Genomic DNA, 19,989 nt, shown 5'->3' with positions numbered 1-19,989 from the left:
ACTTTTTTGAAGTTTTCCGGAACTTCGCTCTTGCGCACCGACTCAGACAGGCTTTTTCCACCCTCTGACCTATCCCAAGGAGCCGCTTCCGTGCTGTCTTTGACCCGCCGTTTCTCGCATTTCATTGCCGCTGCCAGCCTGGCACTGGGCGCGCTTGCGCCCTCCATGGCCAGCGCCGCCGAATTCGTCAGCATCAAGGGCTCCACGGTGAACGTGCGCGAAAAACCGAACACCCGCTCTGACACCTTGTGGGAGCTGGGTCGCGGCTATCCGCTGCAGGTCACGCAACGCCAGGGCAAGTGGCTCAAGGTGCGCGACTTCGAGTCCAGCCTGGGCTGGGTGCATGCGCCGCTGACGGCCAAGACGCCGCACATGGTCATCACCGCCCCCACCGCGAACATGCGTACGGGCCCGGGCACGAAATTCAAGCGCGTCGCCACGCTGGAGCAGCACGAAGTGGTGCGCACGCTCAAGAAATCGGGGCGCTGGGCCCAGGTACGACGAGAAAACGGACAGCAGGGCTGGATTGCCAAAAGCCTGGGCTGGGGCTGGTAAGAGCGTCTGACACAACCCTTGAGGCGTCGTTGCGTTGCCTTGCCGTGCTACGCGCACTGTCTGCGGCACCGCGCCTAACCTCAACCGCAAATCTTCGATTTGCTGGGCCGTGTCAGCCGCTCCAAGAGCGCCGTTTCAGCCGCGCACGATTTTCTGCGCCAGCGGCGCATAGCCATGGTTCAAGGGACCATGGCCGCTGCCGGTGCGCACGTCGGCGCCCGCGGCGATCGCGCCCAGAATGTAGTTGCGCGCGCGCGCGACGGCTTCGGGCAGGGCCGCGCCCGAGGCCAGTTCGGCGGCGATCGCCGACGACAGCGTGCAGCCCGTACCGTGGCCGTTGTGGGTCACGATGCGCGCCGATTCGAGCCTGTGGCCCACGCCATGCGCGTCGACCAGCAGGTCGACCACCCAGTCACCGGGCAGATGTCCGCCCTTGAGCAGCACGGCCGGCGCGCCCAGCGCGAGCAATTGGCGCGCCGAAGCGTCCAGCGCCTCGATGCCGTCTATGGCGTGGCCCAGCAGCCAGCCGGCTTCATCAAGATTGGGCGTGATCAGCTCGACCAGCGGGAACAGTTCGCTCACCAGCGCATCGGCGGTTTCCGCGGCCACCAAACGATCGCCGCTGGTGGCCACCATCACGGGGTCCAGCACCACATGCGGCAACTGGTATTCGCGTATGGCGTTGGCCACCACGCGCACCGTTTCGGGCGTGGCGAGCATGCCGATCTTGACGGCGTCGACACCTATGTCCTGCACCACGGCATCGATCTGCGCCTTGAGAATATCGGCCGGCACGGCATGGATGGCGCGCACGCCGCAGGTGTTTTGCGCGGTGATCGCGGCAATCGCCGTCATGCCGTAGCAGCCCAGCGCGCTGAAGGTCTTGAGGTCGGCTTGGATGCCCGCGCCACCGCCGCTGTCGGAGCCGGCAATGGAGAGCACGCGCAGATAGCGCGCGCTGCGTTCGGGGGCGGAAGCAGGCAGGCCGGAAGCCGCCTGGGCGGATTGCGCCGGGTCAGGGATGGTCATGGGAAAATTATGGCGCATCTGGCGCCCTCCCCGCGGCTTCGTCACGCGGCTGTCGCAGACTTGCTCTAACGGGCTTGCGTCAAAGTGAAGTCGTGCGCGTCGTCGTGCTCCAGCCGCAGTACCGGCGCGCTTTCGTCCTTGAGCGCCACGCCCGTGCGCTCGCCGGCGCGCGCCGCGCGCAGCAGCCAGGCCGCGCGGCGCGCGGCTTCGGGGTAGTCCTGGCCTTCGGGCCGCACATTCGAGATGCAATTGCGCTCGGCGTCGTTGCGCCCGCGCCGCGGCGCCCAGGTCAGGTAGATGCCCATACTGTCGGGCGAACTCAGGCCGGGCCGCTCGCCTATCAGCACCATCACCATGCGCGCGCCCAGCCGTTCGCCTATGTCGTCGCCAATGGCCACGCGCCCCTGCTCTACCAGCACCGCGGGCGTCATATGCCAGGCGCGCGCATCGGCCTGCAACTCGGCGAGCAAGGCCGCGAGAAACGGCGCCGCATGCCGCTCTATCGCCAGCGCCGAAAGACCGTCGGCGACGACGATGGCCAGGTCGGGCGCCTGCGCGCCAGGCATGGCCGCGAGCGCCTGGGCCGACGCGTCATCGAGTTGCCGGCCCCAGTCGGGGCGTTGCAGATAGCTGGCCCGGTCGGGCGCCGCGCTGTGCGCGCTGAGCGTGGGCACGCCCAGCGCTTCGATGGCATCGGCCGTGGCGCGCATGTCGAGCGGGCGGTGCACGGCATCGCGTGCCTGGGCATGGGCCAGCTGAAAGGCCAGCTGCTGCGCGGTGGGAATGCTGATGCCGCTGCGGCCCAGCGCGATGCGCGCCGGCGTGTGGCGGCGCAGGTGTTCCCAGGGGTTGGTGATGACAACGCAATCCATGCGGCCCTCCTCGTTCATGACAGCAGATGCGCGAACGGGCCCGCGCCGGCGTCGGCCAGGCGCGCATGGGCGCCGGGAACGAACACGCCCGAACGCTCGAGCCAGGCCTCGAACTCGGGCGCGGGCCGCAGCCCCAGCACGCGGCGCGCATACAGCGCATCGTGAAACGAGGTGCTCTGGTAGTTCAGCATCACATCGTCGGAGCCCGGAATGCCCATCACGAACGTGCAGCCCGCAACGCCCAGCAGCGTCAGCAGCACGTCCATGTCGTTCTGGTCGGCCTGCGCATGGTTGGTGTAGCAGATGTCGCAGCCCATGGGCAGGCCCAGCAGCTTGCCGCAGAAATGGTCTTCGAGGCCCGCGCGAATGATCTGCTTGCCGTCGAACAGGTACTCGGGGCCGATGAAGCCGACCACGGTGTTGACCAGCAGGGGATTGAATTGCCGCGCCACCGCATAGGCGCGGGCTTCGATGGTCTGCTGGTCGCAGCCATGGTGGGCATTGGCCGACAGCGCACTGCCCTGACCGGTCTCGAAATACATCACATTGCGCCCGCGCTCGCCGCCATCGAACACGCTGCCGCGCTGCAGCGACAGCGCGGCGGTCTGCGCTTCTGCCAGCAGCGCCAGGTCTATGCCGAAGCTGCGGTTCGCGGTCTCGGTGCCAGCGATCGACTGGAACACCAGATCGACGGGCGCGCCGCGCTCCATCGCCTGCAAGGTGTTGGTCACATGCGTGAGCACGCACGACTGCGTGGGAATGCCGTACTGCTGAATCACCGCGTCCAGCATCTCGAGCAGGCGCATGACCTGGGGAACGTTGTCGGTCGCGGGGTTGATGCCTATCGTCGCATCGCCCGAGCCGTACATCAGGCCGTCGAGCACGCTGGCGGCGACGCCGGCCGCGGCATCGGTGGGGTGATTGGGCTGCAGCCGCGTCGACAGCCGCCCCGGCAGGCCTATGGTGCTGCGAAAGCGCGTGGTCACCTGGCATTTGCGCGCGACCTGGATCAGGTCCTGGTTGCGCATCAGCTTGGAGACCGCGGCCACCATTTCGGGCGTCAGGCCCGGCGCCAGCGCGGCCAGCGTCGCGCTGTCGACATGGTCGGACAGCAGCCAGTCGCGCAAACCGCCCACGTCCATGCCGGCCACGGGCGCGAATGCCTTGGCATCGTGGGTGTCGACGATCAGCCGCGTGACTTCATCGGCTTCGTAGGGAACGAGCAGCTCCTGCAGAAACTGCGTGAGCGGCACCTGCGCCAGCGCCATCTGCGCTGCGACGCGTTCTTCGGCCGACTGCGCGGCGACGCCCGCGAGCTGGTCGCCCGAGCGTTCGGGCGAGGCACGCGCGAGCAATTGCGCCAGGCTGTCGAAGACATATCGGCGCACGCCGATGGTCTGGTGGTACACGGGCATGGGGGCAGCTTTCAGCAGTGTGCTTCCATTGTCGGCATCTGGGCCGATAGCGCAACGCCTTGCACCGCCGTCACACCGATGGGAAACAGGCAGGCCACGGTGCGCTCTTCGCCCTCGCCGCGGCGCGTGAGCACCGGATCTTCCAGGCGGCAGCCCGGGCGCACATCGGGGCAGCGCGACGCGAAACGGCAGCCCCGGGGCAGGTCGATGGGGCTGGGCACTTCGCCGCTGAGCGAGGCTTTCAGGGGCCGGTCGAAACTCGGAAACGCGCGCATCAGCGCGCTCGTGTAGGGGTGCAGCGGCGCGCGCATCACTTCGCCGGTAGGCCCCTCTTCCACGATGCGCCCCAGGTACATCACCGCGACGCGCTCGCACAGATAGCTCGCGACGCCCAGGTCATGGGTGATGAAGATCAGCGTCAAGCCCATGTCTTCGCACAGATCGCGCAGCAGATTGAGCAGTTGCGCCTGCACCGACACGTCGAGGCCGGCCACCGATTCGTCGGCGACGATGGTCGTGGGCTCGGCCGCGAGCGCGCGCGCCACCGCCACGCGCCGCACCTGCCCGCCCGACAGCTCCGCGGGAAAGCGGTCGGCCATGGCCGCCGACAGCCCCACGCGCTCGAGCAGCCGCGCGACGCGTTCGGCCTCCTCGGCCGGCGCGCACAGGCCGTACAGCCGCATGGGCTCGATCAGGATGTCGCGCACCCGCATGCGCGGGTTCATGGAGCCGCGCGCATCCTGGTAGATGAAGGCCACTTCCTTGGCAAAGCGCTGGCGGCCGGGCTTGTCGAGGCTCGCCAGCTCGGTGCGCTGGTAGCGCAGGCGGCCGTCGCTGGGCGGCTCCAGCCCCAGCATCAGCCGCACCAGCGTCGACTTGCCCGAGCCGCTCTCGCCGACGATGGCGATCGAGTCACCCTGGGCAATGCTCAGGCGCACGCCGTCGAGCGCCTTGAGGCGCCGCGGCGCGCGGCCGCCGAACAGGCCTTTGCGCGGGCCCAGGCCCACCGCATAGGATTTTTCCACGTCCTGCAGTTCAAACAGAATGGTCACGCGCTGACTCCTTGGGACGGTTGGTCGATGATGTGCTCGATTTCCCAGCAGGCCAGGCTGCGCCCGCGCAGCGTCGTCAGCGGCGGACGCTGGGTCATGCAGCGCGGCTGGGCATGCGCACAGCGCGTGGCGAAGCGGCAGCCCGCGGGCATGTCGGCGGCCGCGGGCACAGTTCCCGGCAGCGGCTGCAGGCGCTGCGAATCGAGTTCGACGACGCAGCGGCGCAGGCCCACGGTGTAAGGGTGCAGCGGATTGCCCAGCACGGCGCGCGCCGGCCCGGTCTCGACGATCTGGCCCGCGTACATCACGGCGATGTCATCGCAGACCTGCGAGGCCAGCGCGAGATCGTGCAGCACGAAGATGGCGCTGGAGCCCAGCGCGCGCACGCGCGTCAAAATCAGCTCCATGATCTGCGCCTGGATGGTGACGTCGAGCGCGCTCGTGGGCTCGTCGGCGATCAGCAGCTCGGGGTTGCAGGCCAGCGCGATCGAGATCATCACGCGCTGCTGCATGCCGCCCGACAGCTGGTGGGGAAACGCCGAAAGGCGGGCGCGCGCATCGGGAATGCCCACGCTGCCCAGCAGTTCCACCGCGCGCTCCACGGCCTGGGCGCGGCTGAGCTTGAGGTGGCGGCGCAGCGGCTCGCAGACCTGGCTGCCTATGGTGAAGCAAGGGTCCAGCGACGAGGACGCGTCCTGGAAGATCAGGCCTATGCGGCTGCCGCGCATTTTCTGGAACGCCTTCTCGGGCAGGTTGACAAGTTCCTGGCCGTCGAAACGTATGCTGCCTTCCATCTGCACCGCGGGCGCCTGCAGCAGGCCGATCAAGGCCATGGCCAGCGTCGACTTGCCCGCGCCCGACTCGCCCAGCAGGCCCAGCGTGCGGCCCGGCGCGAGCGCGATGTTCACGCGGTCCAGAAAAGCATTCTTGCCGCGGCGCAGCGTGAAGTCCTGGATGTCGAGCAACGGCGCCGGCGCGGGGCCGTCGGCGGCCGCTGCCGCGAAGTCAATGCCAATATCGATTTTCATGGTCAGCCTCTGCGGGATCTGGGGTTGAAGGCATTGCGCAGGCCGTCGCCCAGCAGCGTCAGGCCGATCAGCAGCACGGCCAGGGCCACGCCGGGCCAGGTCGAGATCCACCAGGCCATGGTGATGAAGCCCCGGCCCTCGGCGATCATCAGCCCCCAGTCGGGCGTGGGCGGCACCACGCCCAGGCCGAAGAACGACAGCCCCGACTGCAGCAGGATGGCGGTGCTGATGCGTATGCCGGCCTGCACCAGCAGCGACGACGCCACATGCGGCAGCAGATGGCGCAGCACGATGCGCAGCCGCGGCACGCCCATCAGCGTCGCGGCCTCGATGAACGGCAGCGATTTCACCTGCAGTACGTCGGAGCGCACGATGCGCGCGAACGGCCCGACGAACGACACCGCCAGCGCATAGACCAGCTTGTCGGCGCCCATGCCCAGCACGGCGACGAAGGCGATGGCCAGAATGACTTCAGGAAACGCCAGGATGGCGTCGACGACGCGCATCAGCGCCCATTCGACGCGCCCGCCGACCAGACCGGCCGTGAGACCGATCACCAGCCCGCCCAGCAGGCCCAGCGCGACCGAGCCCATGCCTATGCCCAGCGCGTAGCGCGCGCCGTAGAGCAGACGCGAATAGAGATCCTGGCCGAAAGAGTCCGTGCCCAGCCAGTGTTCGGCGCTGGGGCCTTGCAGCGCCGCGGAGAAGTCCTGGGCGATGGGGTCATGCGTCGCGAGCCAGGGCGCGAACAGCGCCAGCAGCGCGAACACCGCGACGATGGCGCCGCCGATCAGCGCCGAGCGTTCGCGCAGTATGGGTTGCCACCAGCGCCGGCGCGGCGCGGCGGATGCCGGCGGCGCGGCAATCGAAGAAGGAGATGGAATGACAGCCATGGGAATCCAATGTGGGGGTCGTGTGGAACGCCTGGCTCAACGCCGGCGCAGACGGGGGTCCAGCCATTGGTAGGTCTGGTCGACAAGCAGGTTGACGAGCACGAAGAACAGCGCCGTGAGCATCACGCCGGCCTGCACCACGCCGTACTCACGGTTGAGCACGGCGGTGGTGATCAGCATGCCCAGGCCCGGGATGGCGAACACCACTTCGGTCATCACGGCGCCGCGCAGCAGGCCGCCGAGCTGCAGGCCGATCACCGTGGTCAGCGGCATCAGCACATTGCGCATCGCATGCACCCAGATCACGCGCCACATCGGCTCGCCGCGCGCGCGCACCGCGTCGATGAAGGGATTGCCCATCACGTCGATCAGGCTGGAACGCGTGGTGATCGCGATCAGGCCCGCGTAATAGGTGCCCAGCGTAATGACGGGCAGCGCGAGGTGGTGCATGCCGGAGGCGAAATCCTCCCAGGGGCGCACAAAGCCCATGGCCGGAAACCAGCCCAGGTTCACGCCGAACACCCAGACCAGCACGATGCCCAGATAGAAGCTCGGGATCGCCGAGCCCAGCACCGACAGCGAGGACACGAACAGATCGAGCGCGCCACCGCGGCGCAGCGCCGCGAGCACGCCCGCGGGCACGCCCAGCAGCAGGGCCACGGCCAACGACAGCGCCGACAGCGTCAGCGTGATCGGCAAGGCCTCGTACACTGCCTGCTGAAAGATATCGGCATGGCTGATGTAGGCCGTGCCCCACTCTCCGCGCACGAAGCCTGCCAACCAGTGCAGATACTGCTGGGGCCACGGCAGGTCCAGCCCCAATTCACGCGTCAGCTTGGCATAGGCCGCGGGCGAATATTCCGCCCCCAGCATCAGCGCGACCGGGTCGCCGGGCGCGAGCTTGAGAAAGAAGAACGCGGCAATCGAGACGCCCACCAGCACCAGCAGCGTCTGCATCAATTTGGAGAACAGTGCGCGGATCATGGGACTCAGGCCTTGAGGCTCACGGTGTGCATGTTCATCAGATGCGCGGGCACATACTTGAAGCCCTGCACGCGCTTGTTGAAGATCTTGGAGACCTTCATGTGCGCCAGCAAGGCAATCGGCGCGTCCTGCTGCAGCAGCATGTCTTCGGCCTGGGTGTAGATCTTCTTGCGCGCGGGCGCGTCCTTGAGCTTGGAAGCGCTGAGCACCAGTGCGTCGAACGCGGAATTGGCGTAACCCACGCGGTTCCAGGGCGCGCCGCTGGACCATTCGGGGCGAATCGCTTCATCGGGGTCCAGGTCGCCTTCCCAGGACGCGTCGTAGAAGTCGTAGTCGCCGGCGATCGTGCGCTTGTTGAGCACCGCCGGGTCCATCAGTTCGAGCTTGGCCTTGATGCCAATCTTGGCGAGCATGGGAATGATCAGCTGGGCGTTGCGGCTGCCCGTGCCGCCATTCGACGTGAACGCTTCGGTGGACACATAGACCGCGCTGATCTCGCCCTGCTGCTTGGCCTTGGCGCGAAACGCCTTGGCCTTGTTCAGGTCGAAGAACTGACCGCGGCCCGACTTCGCTATGCCCGGGTCGTAGAAGTTCGTCATCGGCGGCGACATGAACGTATAGGCGGGAATCGCCTCGCCGAAATAGCCTTGCTTGACCAGCAGTTCGCGGTCTATGGCGTAGGCCACGGCCAGGCGCAGATTGACGTCGTCGAACGGCGCGCGCTTGGCGTTCATTCCCAGGAAGCTGTAGTTGCCTTCGACTTCGCCGAACACCTGCAGGTTCTTGTTCGAATGCAGCTGCGGCATGAACTGGAAGGGACAGGTGTCGAGCGCATCGATCTGGCCCGAGATCAGCGCCGCGACCGCGGCCGTGGGTTCCTTGATCAGCTGGATGTGGATCTTGTCGAGGTAAGGCAGGCCGGCCTCGAAATAATCGGGGTTGCGCTGCAGCTCGATCATCTCGTTCTCGCGCCACTGCACGAACTTGAACGGCCCCGTGCCCACGGGATTGCGGCCGAACTGCTTGCCGTGCTTTTCGACCGCGCGGCGCGAGACGATGGTGCCGGCGCGGCCGGTCGCGCCGTTCATCGCCACGGGGAAGAACGCAAACGGCTCGCTGTAGCGGATGCGCAGCGTCAGCGGATCGATGATGTCCACGCCTTCCATCGCGCCCACCATCCAGGCATGGGGCGAGCCCGTGGCCGGGTTCTTCACGCGCTCCAGGCTCCACTTCACGGCCGCCGCGTCGCAGGCGTCGCCGTCGTGGAACTTGACGTTGGGCCGCAGCTTGAAGATATGGGTCTTGTCGTCGGTCATCTCCCAGCTCGATGCCAGATCGGGCTCGAACGTCACGCGCTTGCCGTCATAGACGATCTTCAGCAGGCCGTTGAAGATGTTGTTGTGGATCTTGATCGCCGCGAGAGAGCCCGTGAAATGCGGGTCCAGCGTATCGAGTTGCGCCACCTGGCCCCACTTCAGCGTGCCGCCGCGCCTGGGCTCGGCGGCTTCGGCCACGTTCGGGCCGAACAGCGCGGCGCCGCCCGCCGCGGCCACCGCTGCCGCCGAAAGCCCGGCACCGAGAAAGTTGCGCCGACCCAAATCCGCGGCGAGACGTTCAGCAAGCTGGTGCTTGAAATTGACCTTGATCATCGAAGAGGCTCCTGGGGTGAAGTGAAGGGAAAGAAAATCGGTATTCAGCAGGTGCTCGCGCAGCAAACGGTCATTGAATTGGCATGGCCCAGCTCAGGGGCACCGAGCAAGGGCCGCCCCGCCGCGAGGGTGCCGTCCCTAGCCGGGCGCCCCCCTCCACCGACGGTGAGAGGGGGAAGCCGCGTGAGCGGCTCAGGGGGTGCATTCAATATCCCAGGGCGCAGCCGTCTTTGCGGGGGTCGGACCCGCCCAGCAGAACGCCCTGCTCCCAATCGATCAAGATGGCCTGGGCGCCGCCTATGGGCATTTCGGGCGCTATCAGCGTGTGGCCCAGTTGGGTGAGCGCAGCGCGCGTGGCCTGGGGCACGGTGCTTTCGACTTCGACGTCGCGCGTTCCGGGCAGGGGAAAAACGCGCGGCAGATCGATCGCGGTCTGCGGATCGAGGCCGTAGTCGACCACCTTGGAAATCAGATGGGCATGGCCCATGGCCTGGTACTGCCCGCCCATCACGCCGAACGGCATGCGCACGCGCCCGTCCTGCACGGCCATGCCGGGAATGATGGTGTGCATGGGCCGCTTGTGGCCCGCGATGGCGTTGGGGTGGCCGGCTTCGAGCGAGAAGCTCTGGCCGCGGTTGTGCAGCAGCACGCCGCCGGGCGCGACCTGGGCGCTGCCGAACGGGTGGAAGATCGAGTTGATGAAGCTCGCGCAATTGCGGTCCTTGTCGACCACGCAGATATAGACCGTGTCCTTGTGCGCCGTGCCCTGGGGCACGGGCACCTGTTCGGCGGCGCGCAAGGGGTCGATGCGCGCGCGCAGTTCGTCGGCGAATTCCATCGACAGCAGACGCTCGACATCCACCGGCCCCTGGCGCGGATCGCCGAGCCAGGCATCGCGCGCCGCATAGGCCAGGCGCGTGGCTTCGATCTCCAGGTGCAGGCGTTCGGGCGAAGTGGGATCGCCACCGGCCTCGAAGCCCGACAGGATGTTCATCAGCAGCAAGGCGATCACGCCCTGGCCGTTGGGCGGGCATTCGAGGATGTCCAGGCCGCGAAAGCGCGTGCGCACCGGCGTCACGTATTCGCCGCGATAGGTAGCGAAATCCTCGGCGGTATGCAGGCCGCCGCGCGCGCGCAGAAAGTCCACGATGCCGCGGCCGATCTCGCCCTGGTAGAACGCGTCGCGCCCCCCTGCGGCGATGGCCCGCAGCGTGGCCGCGAGTTCGGGCAGGCGGTGCACCGCGCCCGCGGCCGGCGCCGCGCCGCCTTGCAGGTAGATGCGCGCGGCTTCGGGGTCCTGGCGCAGCAGCTCGGCTTGGCCGGCCCAGTCGCTGGCGCAGCGCGGCGCCACGGCAAAGCCGTCTTCGGCGAAAGCGATCGCGGGCTGCAGCAACTCGCCCAGCGGGCGCGTGCCGTGGTCGGCGGCCAGCGTGGCCCAGGCATCGACCGCGCCGGGCACGGTCACCACATGGGGCGACTGGCGGGTCCATTCGCCCACGCCCTGCGCGGCCAGCGCCGGCAGCGACGCCGCGGCCGGCGCCCAGCCCGAGCCGTTGAAGGCCACGACATCGTCACGGCCGCCGCGCGCATACAGCGCAAAGCAGTCGCCGCCTATGCCCGTGGAGCCGGGCTCGACCACGCCTTGCACGGCGCAGGCCGCAATGGCCGCGTCCATCGCATTGCCGCCGGCCTGCAGCACGTTCACCGCGGCCAGCGTGGCTGCGGGGTGGGAGGTGGCGGCCATGCCGTTGCGGGCCATCACGATGGAGCGACCGGGAAGTTCGAAATTGCGCATGGTTCAGAGTCGTTGGTGGATCGAAAGGAATCGCGTCAGGAAATCGGCTTGTCGCGGGTCATCAGCCGTTCCAGCGGCGCGATGGTGGCGACGATGTGGTCGTGCACCATGCGGGCAATGCCTTCGGCATCGCGGCGGCGGAACGCGTCGAGCAGCGCGTCGTGGTCGGGCGGCTCGTCGCGCGGTTTGTCGGAGTGCTCCATCCATAGCCGCATGTGCGGCTCGACAAACGAGTGCAGCGCGGAGATCTGGGCGATCAGCCGGGACCGGCCGCTGAGATTGCTGATGTATTCGTGGAAATGGCGGTGGTGCGTGACCCATTGCTGCGCGTCGGCGCTCGCGTCCATGCGTTCGAGCAGCTTGGACAGCTCCCACACTTCCTGCTCGCCCACATGCGCCATCGCGACCTGCGCGGCATGGCCTTCGAGCACGGCGCGCATCTCGAACACTTCGCGCATTTCCGCGACATTGATGCCGCGCACCACGGCGCCGCGGTTTTGCCGCAGCACCAGCAGGCCTTCGGTCGCCAGGCGCCGGAATGCGACGCGCACCGGCATGCGACTCACGGCGATCGCATTGGCGATGTCTTCGGCGATCAGGCGTTCGCCCGATGGATAGGCTCCGCTGCGAATGCGCTGCAGCACGTAGTCATAGGCCTCCTGCTCGGCGCTGGTGAAGGCGGTGTCCATCAGGCAGCCCCCGTGGTGCCGGCGCCCATTGCCAGAACCTGCGTCAATTTGTAACTTTGCATCCAAGTATTCATGCAGGCAACTCAGCACATTGCGTGCCAGGTTTGTTGCGGTGAAATGGCGTGCTTTTTGCAGCCGATGCGCACCGAAGCGGCAAGGCGTGCACCGCCTGCGGGCAGACCATGCATTCAAATCGGGCGTGCCTGACCAATTCAAGGGCTGCCGCCAGCCGCGGCAAAGATGCGCGGCCGCCGGGGTCGCGCCGCTTGTGCTGTAATTCGACTTCAACGGACGAAACAGGGGTGTCCCATTACCGGCCCGGTTGCCCAGCGCAACCGCAAGCCGCGATGCGCGACTGAGAAACACCCTGGGGCACCCAACCGCAGCCTGTGCTGCCGCCCCGCTACCCGATCCAGGTCATACTGGCGTGGGGAGTTTCCTGCAAAGCGTGGTCACGCCTTTTTTGTCCCTGCCGTATTGACGGGACTTATCGACGGGATTTCCCATGCCTTGCCTTCAACCTTCCTCGCGCATCGCCATTCTGGGCGCGGGTCTCATGGGCCGACTGCTGGCCTGCTCGCTCGCGCGCCAGGGCCACCGGATTGCGCTCTACGACGCCCATGGCCCGCAGGCCGATGGCGCGGCCGCGCGCGTCGCCGCGGCTATGCTCGCGCCGTTGGCCGAGTCGGCCGTGACCGAGCCCGGCGTGGTGCGCATGGGCCAGCACGCGCTGGGCCGCTGGCCGCAGATCATTGCCGAACTCGACGGCCACGTTTACTTCCAGCAGAACGGCACGCTGGTGCTGTGGCACCGCCAGGACGCGGGCGACGCCCAGCGCCTGTGCGCGCTGTTCGAGAAGAACCGCCGCATCAACGCCACGCTGCCCGCGCTGCAGACGCTGTCGGGCCAGGACCTGCACGCGATCGAGCCGGCAACCACCCATCGCTTCACGCAAGGCGTCTATCTGCCCGACGAAGGCCAGCTCGACAACCGCCAGTTGCTGGCCGCGCTGCTCGCCACGCTGGAGCGCCTGGGCGTGCAAATGCATTGGGAAACGCCCAAGGAACTGAGCGACTTCGCGCCCGGCACCCCGGGCGAGCCCGACTGGGTGCTCGACTGCCGCGGCCTGGGCGCGCGCACGGCCTGGCCGCAGCTGCGCGGCGTGCGCGGCGAAGTGGTGCGCGTGCATGCGCCCGAAGTCACGCTGCAGCGGCCCACGCGCCTGGTGCACCCGCGCTACCCGCTGTATATCGCGCCCAAGGAAGACCACCTGTTCGTGATCGGCGCGACCGAAATCGAGTCCGACGACATGTCGCCCGCGAGCGTGCGCTCCACGCTGGAGTTGCTGAGCGCGGCCTATACCGTGCACTCGGGTTTCGCCGAAGCGCGCATCGTCGAGATCGCAAGCCAGTGCCGCCCCACGCTGCCCGACAACCTGCCCGCGGTACGCCGTCTCGCCGAACGCGTGCTCGAAGTCAACGGCCTGTACCGCCATGGCTTCATGATTTCTCCCGCCCTGCTCGACGTGGTGCTGGAACTGCTGACCACGGGCGACTCCGCATTGGCGCGCCGCTTCGACGTGCCCGTGCACCAGTGAGTCCTCTCTTGCCGAAATTTGCCCCATGAACATTCTTCTGAACCAACAGCCGCTGGCCCTGGCCGAAGGCGCAAGCCTGGCCGACGCACTGGCGCTGCAGTCGCTGCGCCCGCCCTACGCCGTGGCAGTCAACACCCAGTTCGTGCCGCGCGCGCAGTACGCCACCCGGCCGCTGCAAGAAGGTGACCGCGTTGAAGTCGTGTCGCCCGTGACCGGCGGCTGAGCCGCTCCACATTTACCGAGTTTGCCAAGATGAACACCACCACCACCTCCGATACCGCGGTCAGCGCCGATCCGCTGGTCCTTTACGGCCAGACTTTCCACAGCCGCCTGCTGCTGGGCACCTCGCGCTACCCTTCGCCGGCCGTGCTCGAAGCCGCCGTGAAGCGCTCGCGCCCCGCGATGCTCACGGCCTCGCTGCGCCGCCAGGGCAGCCAGGCCGCCGAAACCGGCGCGGGCTTCTGGGACATGCTGCGCCGCCTCGACGTGCCCGTGCTGCCCAACACCGCGGGCTGCCTCAGCATCCAGGAAGCCGTGACCACGGCGCAGATGGCGCGCGAAGTGTTCGACACGCCCTGGATCAAGCTTGAACTGATAGGCGACGACTACACGCTGCAGCCCGACACGCTCAACCTCGTCGAGGCTGCATCCATCCTGATCAAGGACGGCTTCCAGGTGCTGCCTTACTGCACCGAAGATCTGGTGCTGTGCCAGCGCCTGGTCGATGTCGGCTGCCAGGCCGTGATGCCCTGGGCCGCGCCCATAGGCACGGGCCGCGGCCCGGTCAACCCCTACGCGCTGCAGACGCTGCGCGAGCGCCTCACGGTGCCGATGATCGTCGACGCCGGCCTGGGCCGGCCGTCGCACGCCTGCCAGGTGATGGAATGGGGCTTCGACGGCGTGCTGCTCAACACCGCGGTCGCGCTGTCGCAGGACCCGGTCGCCATGGCCGGCGCCTTCGCCGACGCCACGCATGCGGGCCGCGCGGCCTGGCATGCGGGCGCGATGGCCGAGCAGCAATCGGCCCAGCCCAGCACGCCCGTGCTGGGCACGCCGTTCTGGCACCACGACGGCCCCTGAAGCGGGAGACGCAATGACCACCACCGACATCGCCGCCCTGGCCCAATCCATTCTGGACCACCACGCCGCTGCCTTCGCGCCCGAAGGCAGCGACCGCAGCGCGCTGCCGCCCCAGCCCGTGCCGCCGGCAACAAGCAGCGAGCCCGCGTATCTGGCCGCGCTGCAGGCCTGCGCGCAACTGGGTTTCATCGCGGTCGACGCCGAATGCCTGGCGCTTGCCTGGCAGGCGCAGACCGAGCGCACGGGCCGCTTCGACGCCGCGCACTGGCCCGACGACGGCCGTGACTTCGGCTTGATTGCAGCCGACGCCGCCCTGCCCCCGGCATTCGCGGCCTGCCCGCGATCGCTGGGCCTGTACGCCGTGCTGCCCGACGCGCAATGGGTGGGCCGCATGGCGCGCGCCGGCGTGCCCACGGTGCAGCTGCGCTTCAAATCCGAAGACGCCGACGCGATCACGCGCGAAGTGCGCGCCGCCGTGGCCGCGGTGCAAGGTACATCCGCGCTGCTGTTCATCAACGACCACTGGCAGGCCGCGCTCGATGCGGGAGCCTATGGCGTGCATGTGGGCCAGGAAGATCTCGACGCGCTGGCGCAGACCGCGCTCGATGCGATGCGCGCCGCAGGTATGCGCCTGGGTGTGAGCACCCATGGCTATGCCGAGATGGTGCGCGCCCAGGCCGTGCGGCCCAGCTATATCGCGCTGGGCGCGGTGTTCCCGACCACGCTCAAGCGCATGGCCACGGCGCCGCAAGGCGTGGCACGGCTCGCGGCCTATGTGCGATTGATGGGCCGGTACCCGCTGGTGGCGATAGGCGGCATAGGCGCCGAGCAGTTTCCCGAGGTGCTGGCCACGGGCGCGGGCTCGATCGCCGTGGTGCGCGCACTGATCAACGCGCCCGACCCCGAAGCCGCAGCGCAGGCGCTGCAGGCCGCCTGGGGCTGAGCAACGCAGCAGTCACTTCAGCCGGGTCCACTGCCGGGCTCGGGCTTGTCTTTTTTATCGTCTTCCGTCACGGGCTTGCCGATCACCCGATCGGTGCGCGCCGCGTTCCAGGCCGAGAAGATGCTGTCGGGTGACGACTCATCTTCCCAGGGCGTGAGTTCGAGGTCTTCGGGCAGCGACTGCTTGGGATCTATGGCATTGAAGCCCACGTTCGGTTCCGCGAGCGAGCCGACGATGGGCCGCTTCGGGAACTCCTCCAGGTCGAAAGGCAAAGGCTCGACTTCCGGCAGGTCGAGCGGCTGCCAGCGGCCGACATCGCTCAGGTCAATGTCCAGCAGCGATGATGCCGCGGGAACATCGCCGGCTTCGGTGTCCGGGCTCAGGGGCTCGGCACGCGCAAACGGGCCCTCGGGCACATCGAAACGCGAAGGAATCTCGAGCGACAGCGGCTGCGTGTCGAGCGCTGGCGGCAGCGGCACCAGCGGGGGCGCGGTGGGGCTGGCACGGTCCAGCGTGGCCCAGGGCACCTCACCGAGCGTAGGAAGGGCAGGCACGCTGGCCGCGGCAGCCGCAGTCGCGGCCACGACCGCAGGCGTCGCTGCTGGCGGCGTTTCGACCGGCGCCACGGCCGGCGTGGTGCGCCGGCGTCCGCTGGCCTGGCCGCGTGCGCCCGCGGGCGTGGTGCGCGCCACGGCCTGCAGCAGCAGCAGGTCGTCGAAGGCTTCAAGATCGAACACCACGCCGCTGTTGCCCTGGTGCCGGAACAGATAGCTTTCAAGCAGCTCGCCGACTTCCTCGGTGGGCCACATGGCCTCGATGTTGGCAAGCAGTTCCGGGTAGTGCAGCAGCGAGCGGCCGCGCTGCGCGAACTGCGCCATTTCCGGCACGTTGGCCGAGAAGTACTGTTCGAACTGCTGGCGCAAGGCCTCGTAGTCGGCCTTGCGGCTCAGTTGATAGAACAGCCCCAGCAATTCGAGATAGGCCAGCGGTGACGAGTCTTCGTGCTCGGCAATATGCTGGCGCATCACGGATATCGCCTGTTCATATTCGCCGACCGAAGTGAAGAACTCGGCCTGCTGGCGCACGTCGAACAGTTCTTCGGGCTTGACCACATCGCGCGAGCGGCTCGACGCAAACGCGCTGGGCTCGGTGTGGAAGGTGGACGGCGCAAACTCGCTGGCGGGGTCGTCCTGGCGCGCGCGCAGCGCAGCGCCCATCGCCACAGATGCGGCGGCGGCGTTGGGCACGGCAGTGGACTTGCCGAAAACCGTGTCGACATCGCCTGCGCCGTGCATGGGCGCGCTGTTGCCATCGCCGGCGGAGTGCATCCAGCCGCTGGGCGGTGTCTGCGACAGGCTGCGCAGGCGCAGCAGCAGCCAGGCGAGCAAGGCCAGCGCGATCGCCAGCGCCGCCAGCAGCGGCATGGTCCAGGGGCTGCCTTCCTGGCTCGCGGCCTGCAGGGCTTCGAGTTGGCTGTTGATGCGCGCCAGGTTCGCGTTCTGGCTGGTCTCGCGCGCCTTCATCGACTGGATCTGGGTTTCGAGCGCCAGCACGCGTTCATCGGCCTCGGCATTGGAAACGGCTTGCAGGGCCCCATCGGCACCAGGCGCCGCGGCGCCCGCTGCGGGCGCGGTCCAGATATCGAGCGGCTCCATGCGCAGGCGCGAGTCGATGCGCAGACGCGGCTCCAGGCGCAGCCCGGATTCGCCCGCCGGCGGCACAGCCGCGGGCGCGGCAGGTGCTGCAGGCTTGGACACAGGCGGGCGCGGCTTGGGCGCGGGGGGCGGCTTGGCGGCGGCAGCGACGGGATTGGCGGGATTGGCGCTGCGCACCGGCGGCTCGCGCCGGGGCGCGGGTGGCGGGGCCACACGCGGCGCGGGCGCAGCGACAGGCGGCGGTGCGGGCAGCGCACTCAGTTGCCTGATGTCGAGCGCCGCGCCGCTGGCAGCGACTGTTTCGGGAAGTTCGGCAAAAAACGTATAGCTGCGCGAGGTCAGGCCCTGGCAGCCTGCGGTCAGCTTGACCACGACCACGGGCTCATCGACCACCACGGAGGCGCGCAGGCGCACCGAGGCCGGCAGGCCTGGGCGGCGTGCCAAAGGCGTGATGTTCACGCGGCTGCTGTCGAGGCGCCGCTCGCCGAGCAGTACTTCGCCGGTGACACACGAAGAAGCGGCATCCATGTCGGCGTCCGGCTGCAACTGGAACACCAGATCCAGTGGTGCACCCAACACCACCTGGCCCTGGCTTTGTCCTAGAGATAGTGCCGACGCGGTCAATGACAACGCAAACAGCCCAACCCCTCCGAACGTATAACAAATTTTCACAAGCAGCTCCCCCTGGGTGAATTTTGGCATACAAGGCTCGAAAGCCACACGGGGCGGCGGTTTTGGGCCATTTTTCCACGACACCGTGCTGTGCGCGCAGCCCCAAGGGTTTCCCCTTGGAATACGCCAACTGCGCCCAAAAAGCAGACACCCATGCGACAACCAGTCGAATTCCCCGCTCCGCGGGCCCGGTCCCGCACGCGACAATGAGTCTGTCATCAGTCACGAAAAAGACAGGCCATGGACGACCCGATTCTTACTATCGAAGAACGTGAAGCGATCAACTCCGGTCGCTGGTTTACGTCTCTTTCTCCTTCACTCAGGCACGACATACTTCGATGCGCATATGTCAAACGTTACAAGGACGGCACGCTGATCTGCGCACGCGGCGAGCCCCCCGAAGAGTGGATTGCCTGCGCCAAGGGCGCGGTGCGCGTCAGCTCCACCTCGATCTCGGGCAAGCTCATCACGTTGACCTATGTGGAGCCGGGCATCTGGTTCGGCGATGTGGCGATCTTCGACGGCGACCGGCGCACGCACGATGCGTATGCGCACGGCGAGACCACCATCCTGTGCGTCTCCAAGGCCGACTTCAAGAAGATTCTTGGCACCCACGCCGAATTCTCCGAAGCCATGCTGCGCCTGCATGCACGGCGCATTCGCCAGCTTTACGGCCTGGTGGAAGACCTCAACACCCTGCCGCTGCGCGCGCGCCTGGCCAAGCAGCTGCTGCACCTGGTGCGCAGCTACGGCGTGCCCAGCCTTTCCGACGGGCAGGAAATCCGCATCGGCCTGCAACTGGCGCAGGAAGAGCTGGCCCAGCTGCTGGGCGCCTCGCGCCAGCGCGTGAACCAGGAGCTCAAGGCCATGGAGCGCGAAGAAATCATCCGCATCGAGCCAGGCGGCCTGGTGGTGCGCGACCGGCCCACGCTGCTGCGCATCGCGGAATCCGACCACTGACGACAAGGACTTGCTGACCCATGAGCACTTTCGACCATTTCGTAGGCACCCGCCCCCTTTCGGAGCAGCACGCGTTCGATACCGCCGCGCTGTCCGAATGGCTTTCACGCAACCTCACGGGCTTTGCGGGCCCGCTGAGCCTCGAGATGTTCAAGGGCGGCCAGTCCAACCCGACCTATAAGTTGATCACGCCCGGGCGAAGCTATGTGCTGCGCGCCAAGCCCGGCCCGGTGGCCAAGCTGCTGCCTTCGGCGCATGCGATAGAGCGCGAGTTCGCGGTCATGAAGGGCCTGCAGGGCACCGACGTTCCCGTGCCGCGCATGTTCGCGCTGTGCGAGGACGAATCGGTGATGGGCCGCGCGTTCTACGTGATGGAGTACATGGAAGGCCGCGTGCTCTGGGACCAGTCGCTGCCGGGCATGACGCCGGCCGAACGCGGCGCCATCTACGACGAGATGAACCGCGTGATTTCCGCGCTGCACTCGGTGAAGTTCGCCGAACGCGGCCTGGCCACCTACGGCAAGCCCGGCAACTATTTCGATCGCCAGATCGGACGCTGGAGCAAGCAATACCTGGCGTCGGTGACCCAGCCGATTCCCGAGATGGACCAGCTGATGGCCTGGCTGCCCGCGCACATGCCGGCGAGCGCGCGCGACGAAGCCCATGTGTCCATCGTGCACGGCGATTTCCGCCTCGACAACCTGATGTTCCACCCCACCGAGCCGCGCGTGATCGCAGTGCTCGACTGGGAGCTTTCGACCCTGGGCCACCCGCTGGCCGACTTCAGCTACCACTGCATGAGCTGGCATATTCCGGCCGCGCTGGGCCGCGGCATAGGCGGCATGGACATCGCGTCGCTGGGCATTCCCGACGAAGACAGCTACATCCGCCGCTACTGCGAGCGCACGCGCATCACCACGCCCGAGGCGCTGCGCGCCGACTGGAACTTCTACCTGGCCTACAACATGTTCCGCATCGCGGCCATCCTGCAAGGCATCGCCAAGCGCGTCGAGGCCGGCACGGCGTCGAGCGCCCAGGCCAAGGCGTCGGGCGACACCGCCCGGCCCATGGCCGAACTGGCCTGGTCGTTCGCGCTCAAGAGCGGCGCTTGAAGCGCCGAC

At 67.8% G+C, this 19,989-nt stretch carries 18 protein-coding genes; 7 read left to right on the top strand and 11 right to left on the bottom strand.

Going from position 1 to position 19,989, the window contains the following annotated elements:
- Positions 1–93 precede the first annotated feature (93 nt).
- Positions 94–555, top strand: a complete 462-nt coding sequence (locus KHY18_RS16305; protein WP_249729171.1) for an SH3 domain-containing protein — start codon at positions 94–96, stop codon at positions 553–555.
- A 135-nt stretch (positions 556–690) separates the two neighbouring features.
- On the opposite strand, the gene thiD is transcribed toward KHY18_RS16305, so the two are convergent.
- From thiD to KHY18_RS16255, 10 genes are all read right to left on the bottom strand, one after another.
- Entirely contained in the window at positions 691–1,584 is an 894-nt protein-coding gene (gene thiD, locus KHY18_RS16300; RefSeq protein ID WP_213302019.1) for a bifunctional hydroxymethylpyrimidine kinase/phosphomethylpyrimidine kinase, read from the bottom strand.
- A 65-nt stretch (positions 1,585–1,649) separates the two neighbouring features.
- Positions 1,650–2,456 carry an ethanolamine ammonia-lyase subunit EutC gene (gene eutC, locus KHY18_RS16295; RefSeq protein WP_249729168.1) on the bottom strand — a complete coding sequence of 269 codons (807 nt, stop codon included), beginning with the start codon at positions 2,454–2,456 and terminating at the stop codon, positions 1,650–1,652.
- 14 nt (positions 2,457–2,470) lie between these two features.
- Positions 2,471–3,871: an ethanolamine ammonia-lyase subunit EutB gene (locus KHY18_RS16290; protein ID WP_213302014.1), complete on the bottom strand. Its 1,401-nt coding sequence runs from the start codon at positions 3,869–3,871 to the stop codon at positions 2,471–2,473.
- Positions 3,872–3,882: 11 nt separating this feature from the next.
- Positions 3,883–4,923: an oligopeptide/dipeptide ABC transporter ATP-binding protein gene (locus KHY18_RS16285; protein ID WP_213302012.1), complete on the bottom strand. Its 1,041-nt coding sequence runs from the start codon at positions 4,921–4,923 to the stop codon at positions 3,883–3,885.
- Complete coding sequence (locus KHY18_RS16280) at positions 4,920–5,951, bottom strand: ABC transporter ATP-binding protein (protein ID WP_213302010.1); 1,032 nt, start codon at positions 5,949–5,951, stop codon at positions 4,920–4,922. Before KHY18_RS16280 ends, KHY18_RS16285 begins: the two co-directional genes overlap by 4 nt.
- A gap of 2 nt (positions 5,952–5,953) precedes the next feature.
- Positions 5,954–6,844, bottom strand: a complete 891-nt coding sequence (locus tag KHY18_RS16275) for an ABC transporter permease (protein ID WP_213302008.1) — start codon at positions 6,842–6,844, stop codon at positions 5,954–5,956.
- 36 nt (positions 6,845–6,880) lie between these two features.
- The gene (locus KHY18_RS16270; protein WP_213302006.1) at positions 6,881–7,828 is read right to left on the bottom strand and encodes an ABC transporter permease; all 948 of its coding nucleotides are present in this window, start codon (positions 7,826–7,828) and stop codon (positions 6,881–6,883) included.
- A gap of 5 nt (positions 7,829–7,833) precedes the next feature.
- Positions 7,834–9,477, bottom strand: coding sequence for an ABC transporter substrate-binding protein (locus KHY18_RS16265; RefSeq protein ID WP_213302004.1), 1,644 nt, complete (start codon positions 9,475–9,477; stop codon positions 7,834–7,836).
- 205 nt (positions 9,478–9,682) lie between these two features.
- Positions 9,683–11,272, bottom strand: coding sequence for a gamma-glutamyltransferase family protein (locus KHY18_RS16260; RefSeq protein WP_213302002.1), 1,590 nt, complete (start codon positions 11,270–11,272; stop codon positions 9,683–9,685).
- 35 nt (positions 11,273–11,307) lie between these two features.
- Complete coding sequence (locus tag KHY18_RS16255) at positions 11,308–11,961, bottom strand: GntR family transcriptional regulator (RefSeq protein ID WP_213302000.1); 654 nt, start codon at positions 11,959–11,961, stop codon at positions 11,308–11,310.
- 505 nt (positions 11,962–12,466) lie between these two features.
- Here KHY18_RS16255 and KHY18_RS16250 point away from each other — a divergent pair.
- Genes KHY18_RS16250 through thiE form a run of 4 tightly spaced genes read left to right on the top strand, consistent with a single transcriptional unit; the run spans position 12,467 to position 15,581 of the window.
- Complete coding sequence (locus KHY18_RS16250) at positions 12,467–13,558, top strand: FAD-dependent oxidoreductase (RefSeq protein ID WP_213301997.1); 1,092 nt, start codon at positions 12,467–12,469, stop codon at positions 13,556–13,558.
- Positions 13,559–13,583: 25 nt separating this feature from the next.
- The gene (thiS, locus tag KHY18_RS16245) at positions 13,584–13,781 is read left to right on the top strand and encodes a sulfur carrier protein ThiS (RefSeq protein WP_213301995.1); all 198 of its coding nucleotides are present in this window, start codon (positions 13,584–13,586) and stop codon (positions 13,779–13,781) included.
- Positions 13,782–13,810: 29 nt separating this feature from the next.
- Positions 13,811–14,638, top strand: coding sequence for a thiazole synthase (locus KHY18_RS16240; RefSeq protein WP_213301993.1), 828 nt, complete (start codon positions 13,811–13,813; stop codon positions 14,636–14,638).
- A gap of 13 nt (positions 14,639–14,651) precedes the next feature.
- The gene (thiE, locus tag KHY18_RS16235; protein WP_213301991.1) at positions 14,652–15,581 is read left to right on the top strand and encodes a thiamine phosphate synthase; all 930 of its coding nucleotides are present in this window, start codon (positions 14,652–14,654) and stop codon (positions 15,579–15,581) included.
- A gap of 17 nt (positions 15,582–15,598) precedes the next feature.
- On the opposite strand, the gene KHY18_RS16230 is transcribed toward thiE, so the two are convergent.
- Positions 15,599–17,812, bottom strand: a complete 2,214-nt coding sequence (locus KHY18_RS16230; RefSeq protein WP_213301989.1) for a hypothetical protein — start codon at positions 17,810–17,812, stop codon at positions 15,599–15,601.
- A gap of 336 nt (positions 17,813–18,148) precedes the next feature.
- Here KHY18_RS16230 and KHY18_RS16225 point away from each other — a divergent pair, with 336 nt between their 5' ends.
- Both KHY18_RS16225 and KHY18_RS16220 read left to right on the top strand, forming a co-directional pair.
- Positions 18,149–18,868 carry a Crp/Fnr family transcriptional regulator gene (locus tag KHY18_RS16225; RefSeq protein WP_213301987.1) on the top strand — a complete coding sequence of 240 codons (720 nt, stop codon included), beginning with the start codon at positions 18,149–18,151 and terminating at the stop codon, positions 18,866–18,868.
- A 20-nt stretch (positions 18,869–18,888) separates the two neighbouring features.
- Complete coding sequence (locus KHY18_RS16220; protein WP_213301985.1) at positions 18,889–19,980, top strand: phosphotransferase; 1,092 nt, start codon at positions 18,889–18,891, stop codon at positions 19,978–19,980.
- Positions 19,981–19,989 lie beyond the last annotated feature (9 nt).

Source organism: Acidovorax sp. CCYZU-2555, from assembly GCF_018413525.1.
GTDB lineage: Bacteria > Pseudomonadota > Gammaproteobacteria > Burkholderiales > Burkholderiaceae_C > Comamonas.
This window is presented reverse-complemented; position numbering and strand designations above follow the sequence as displayed.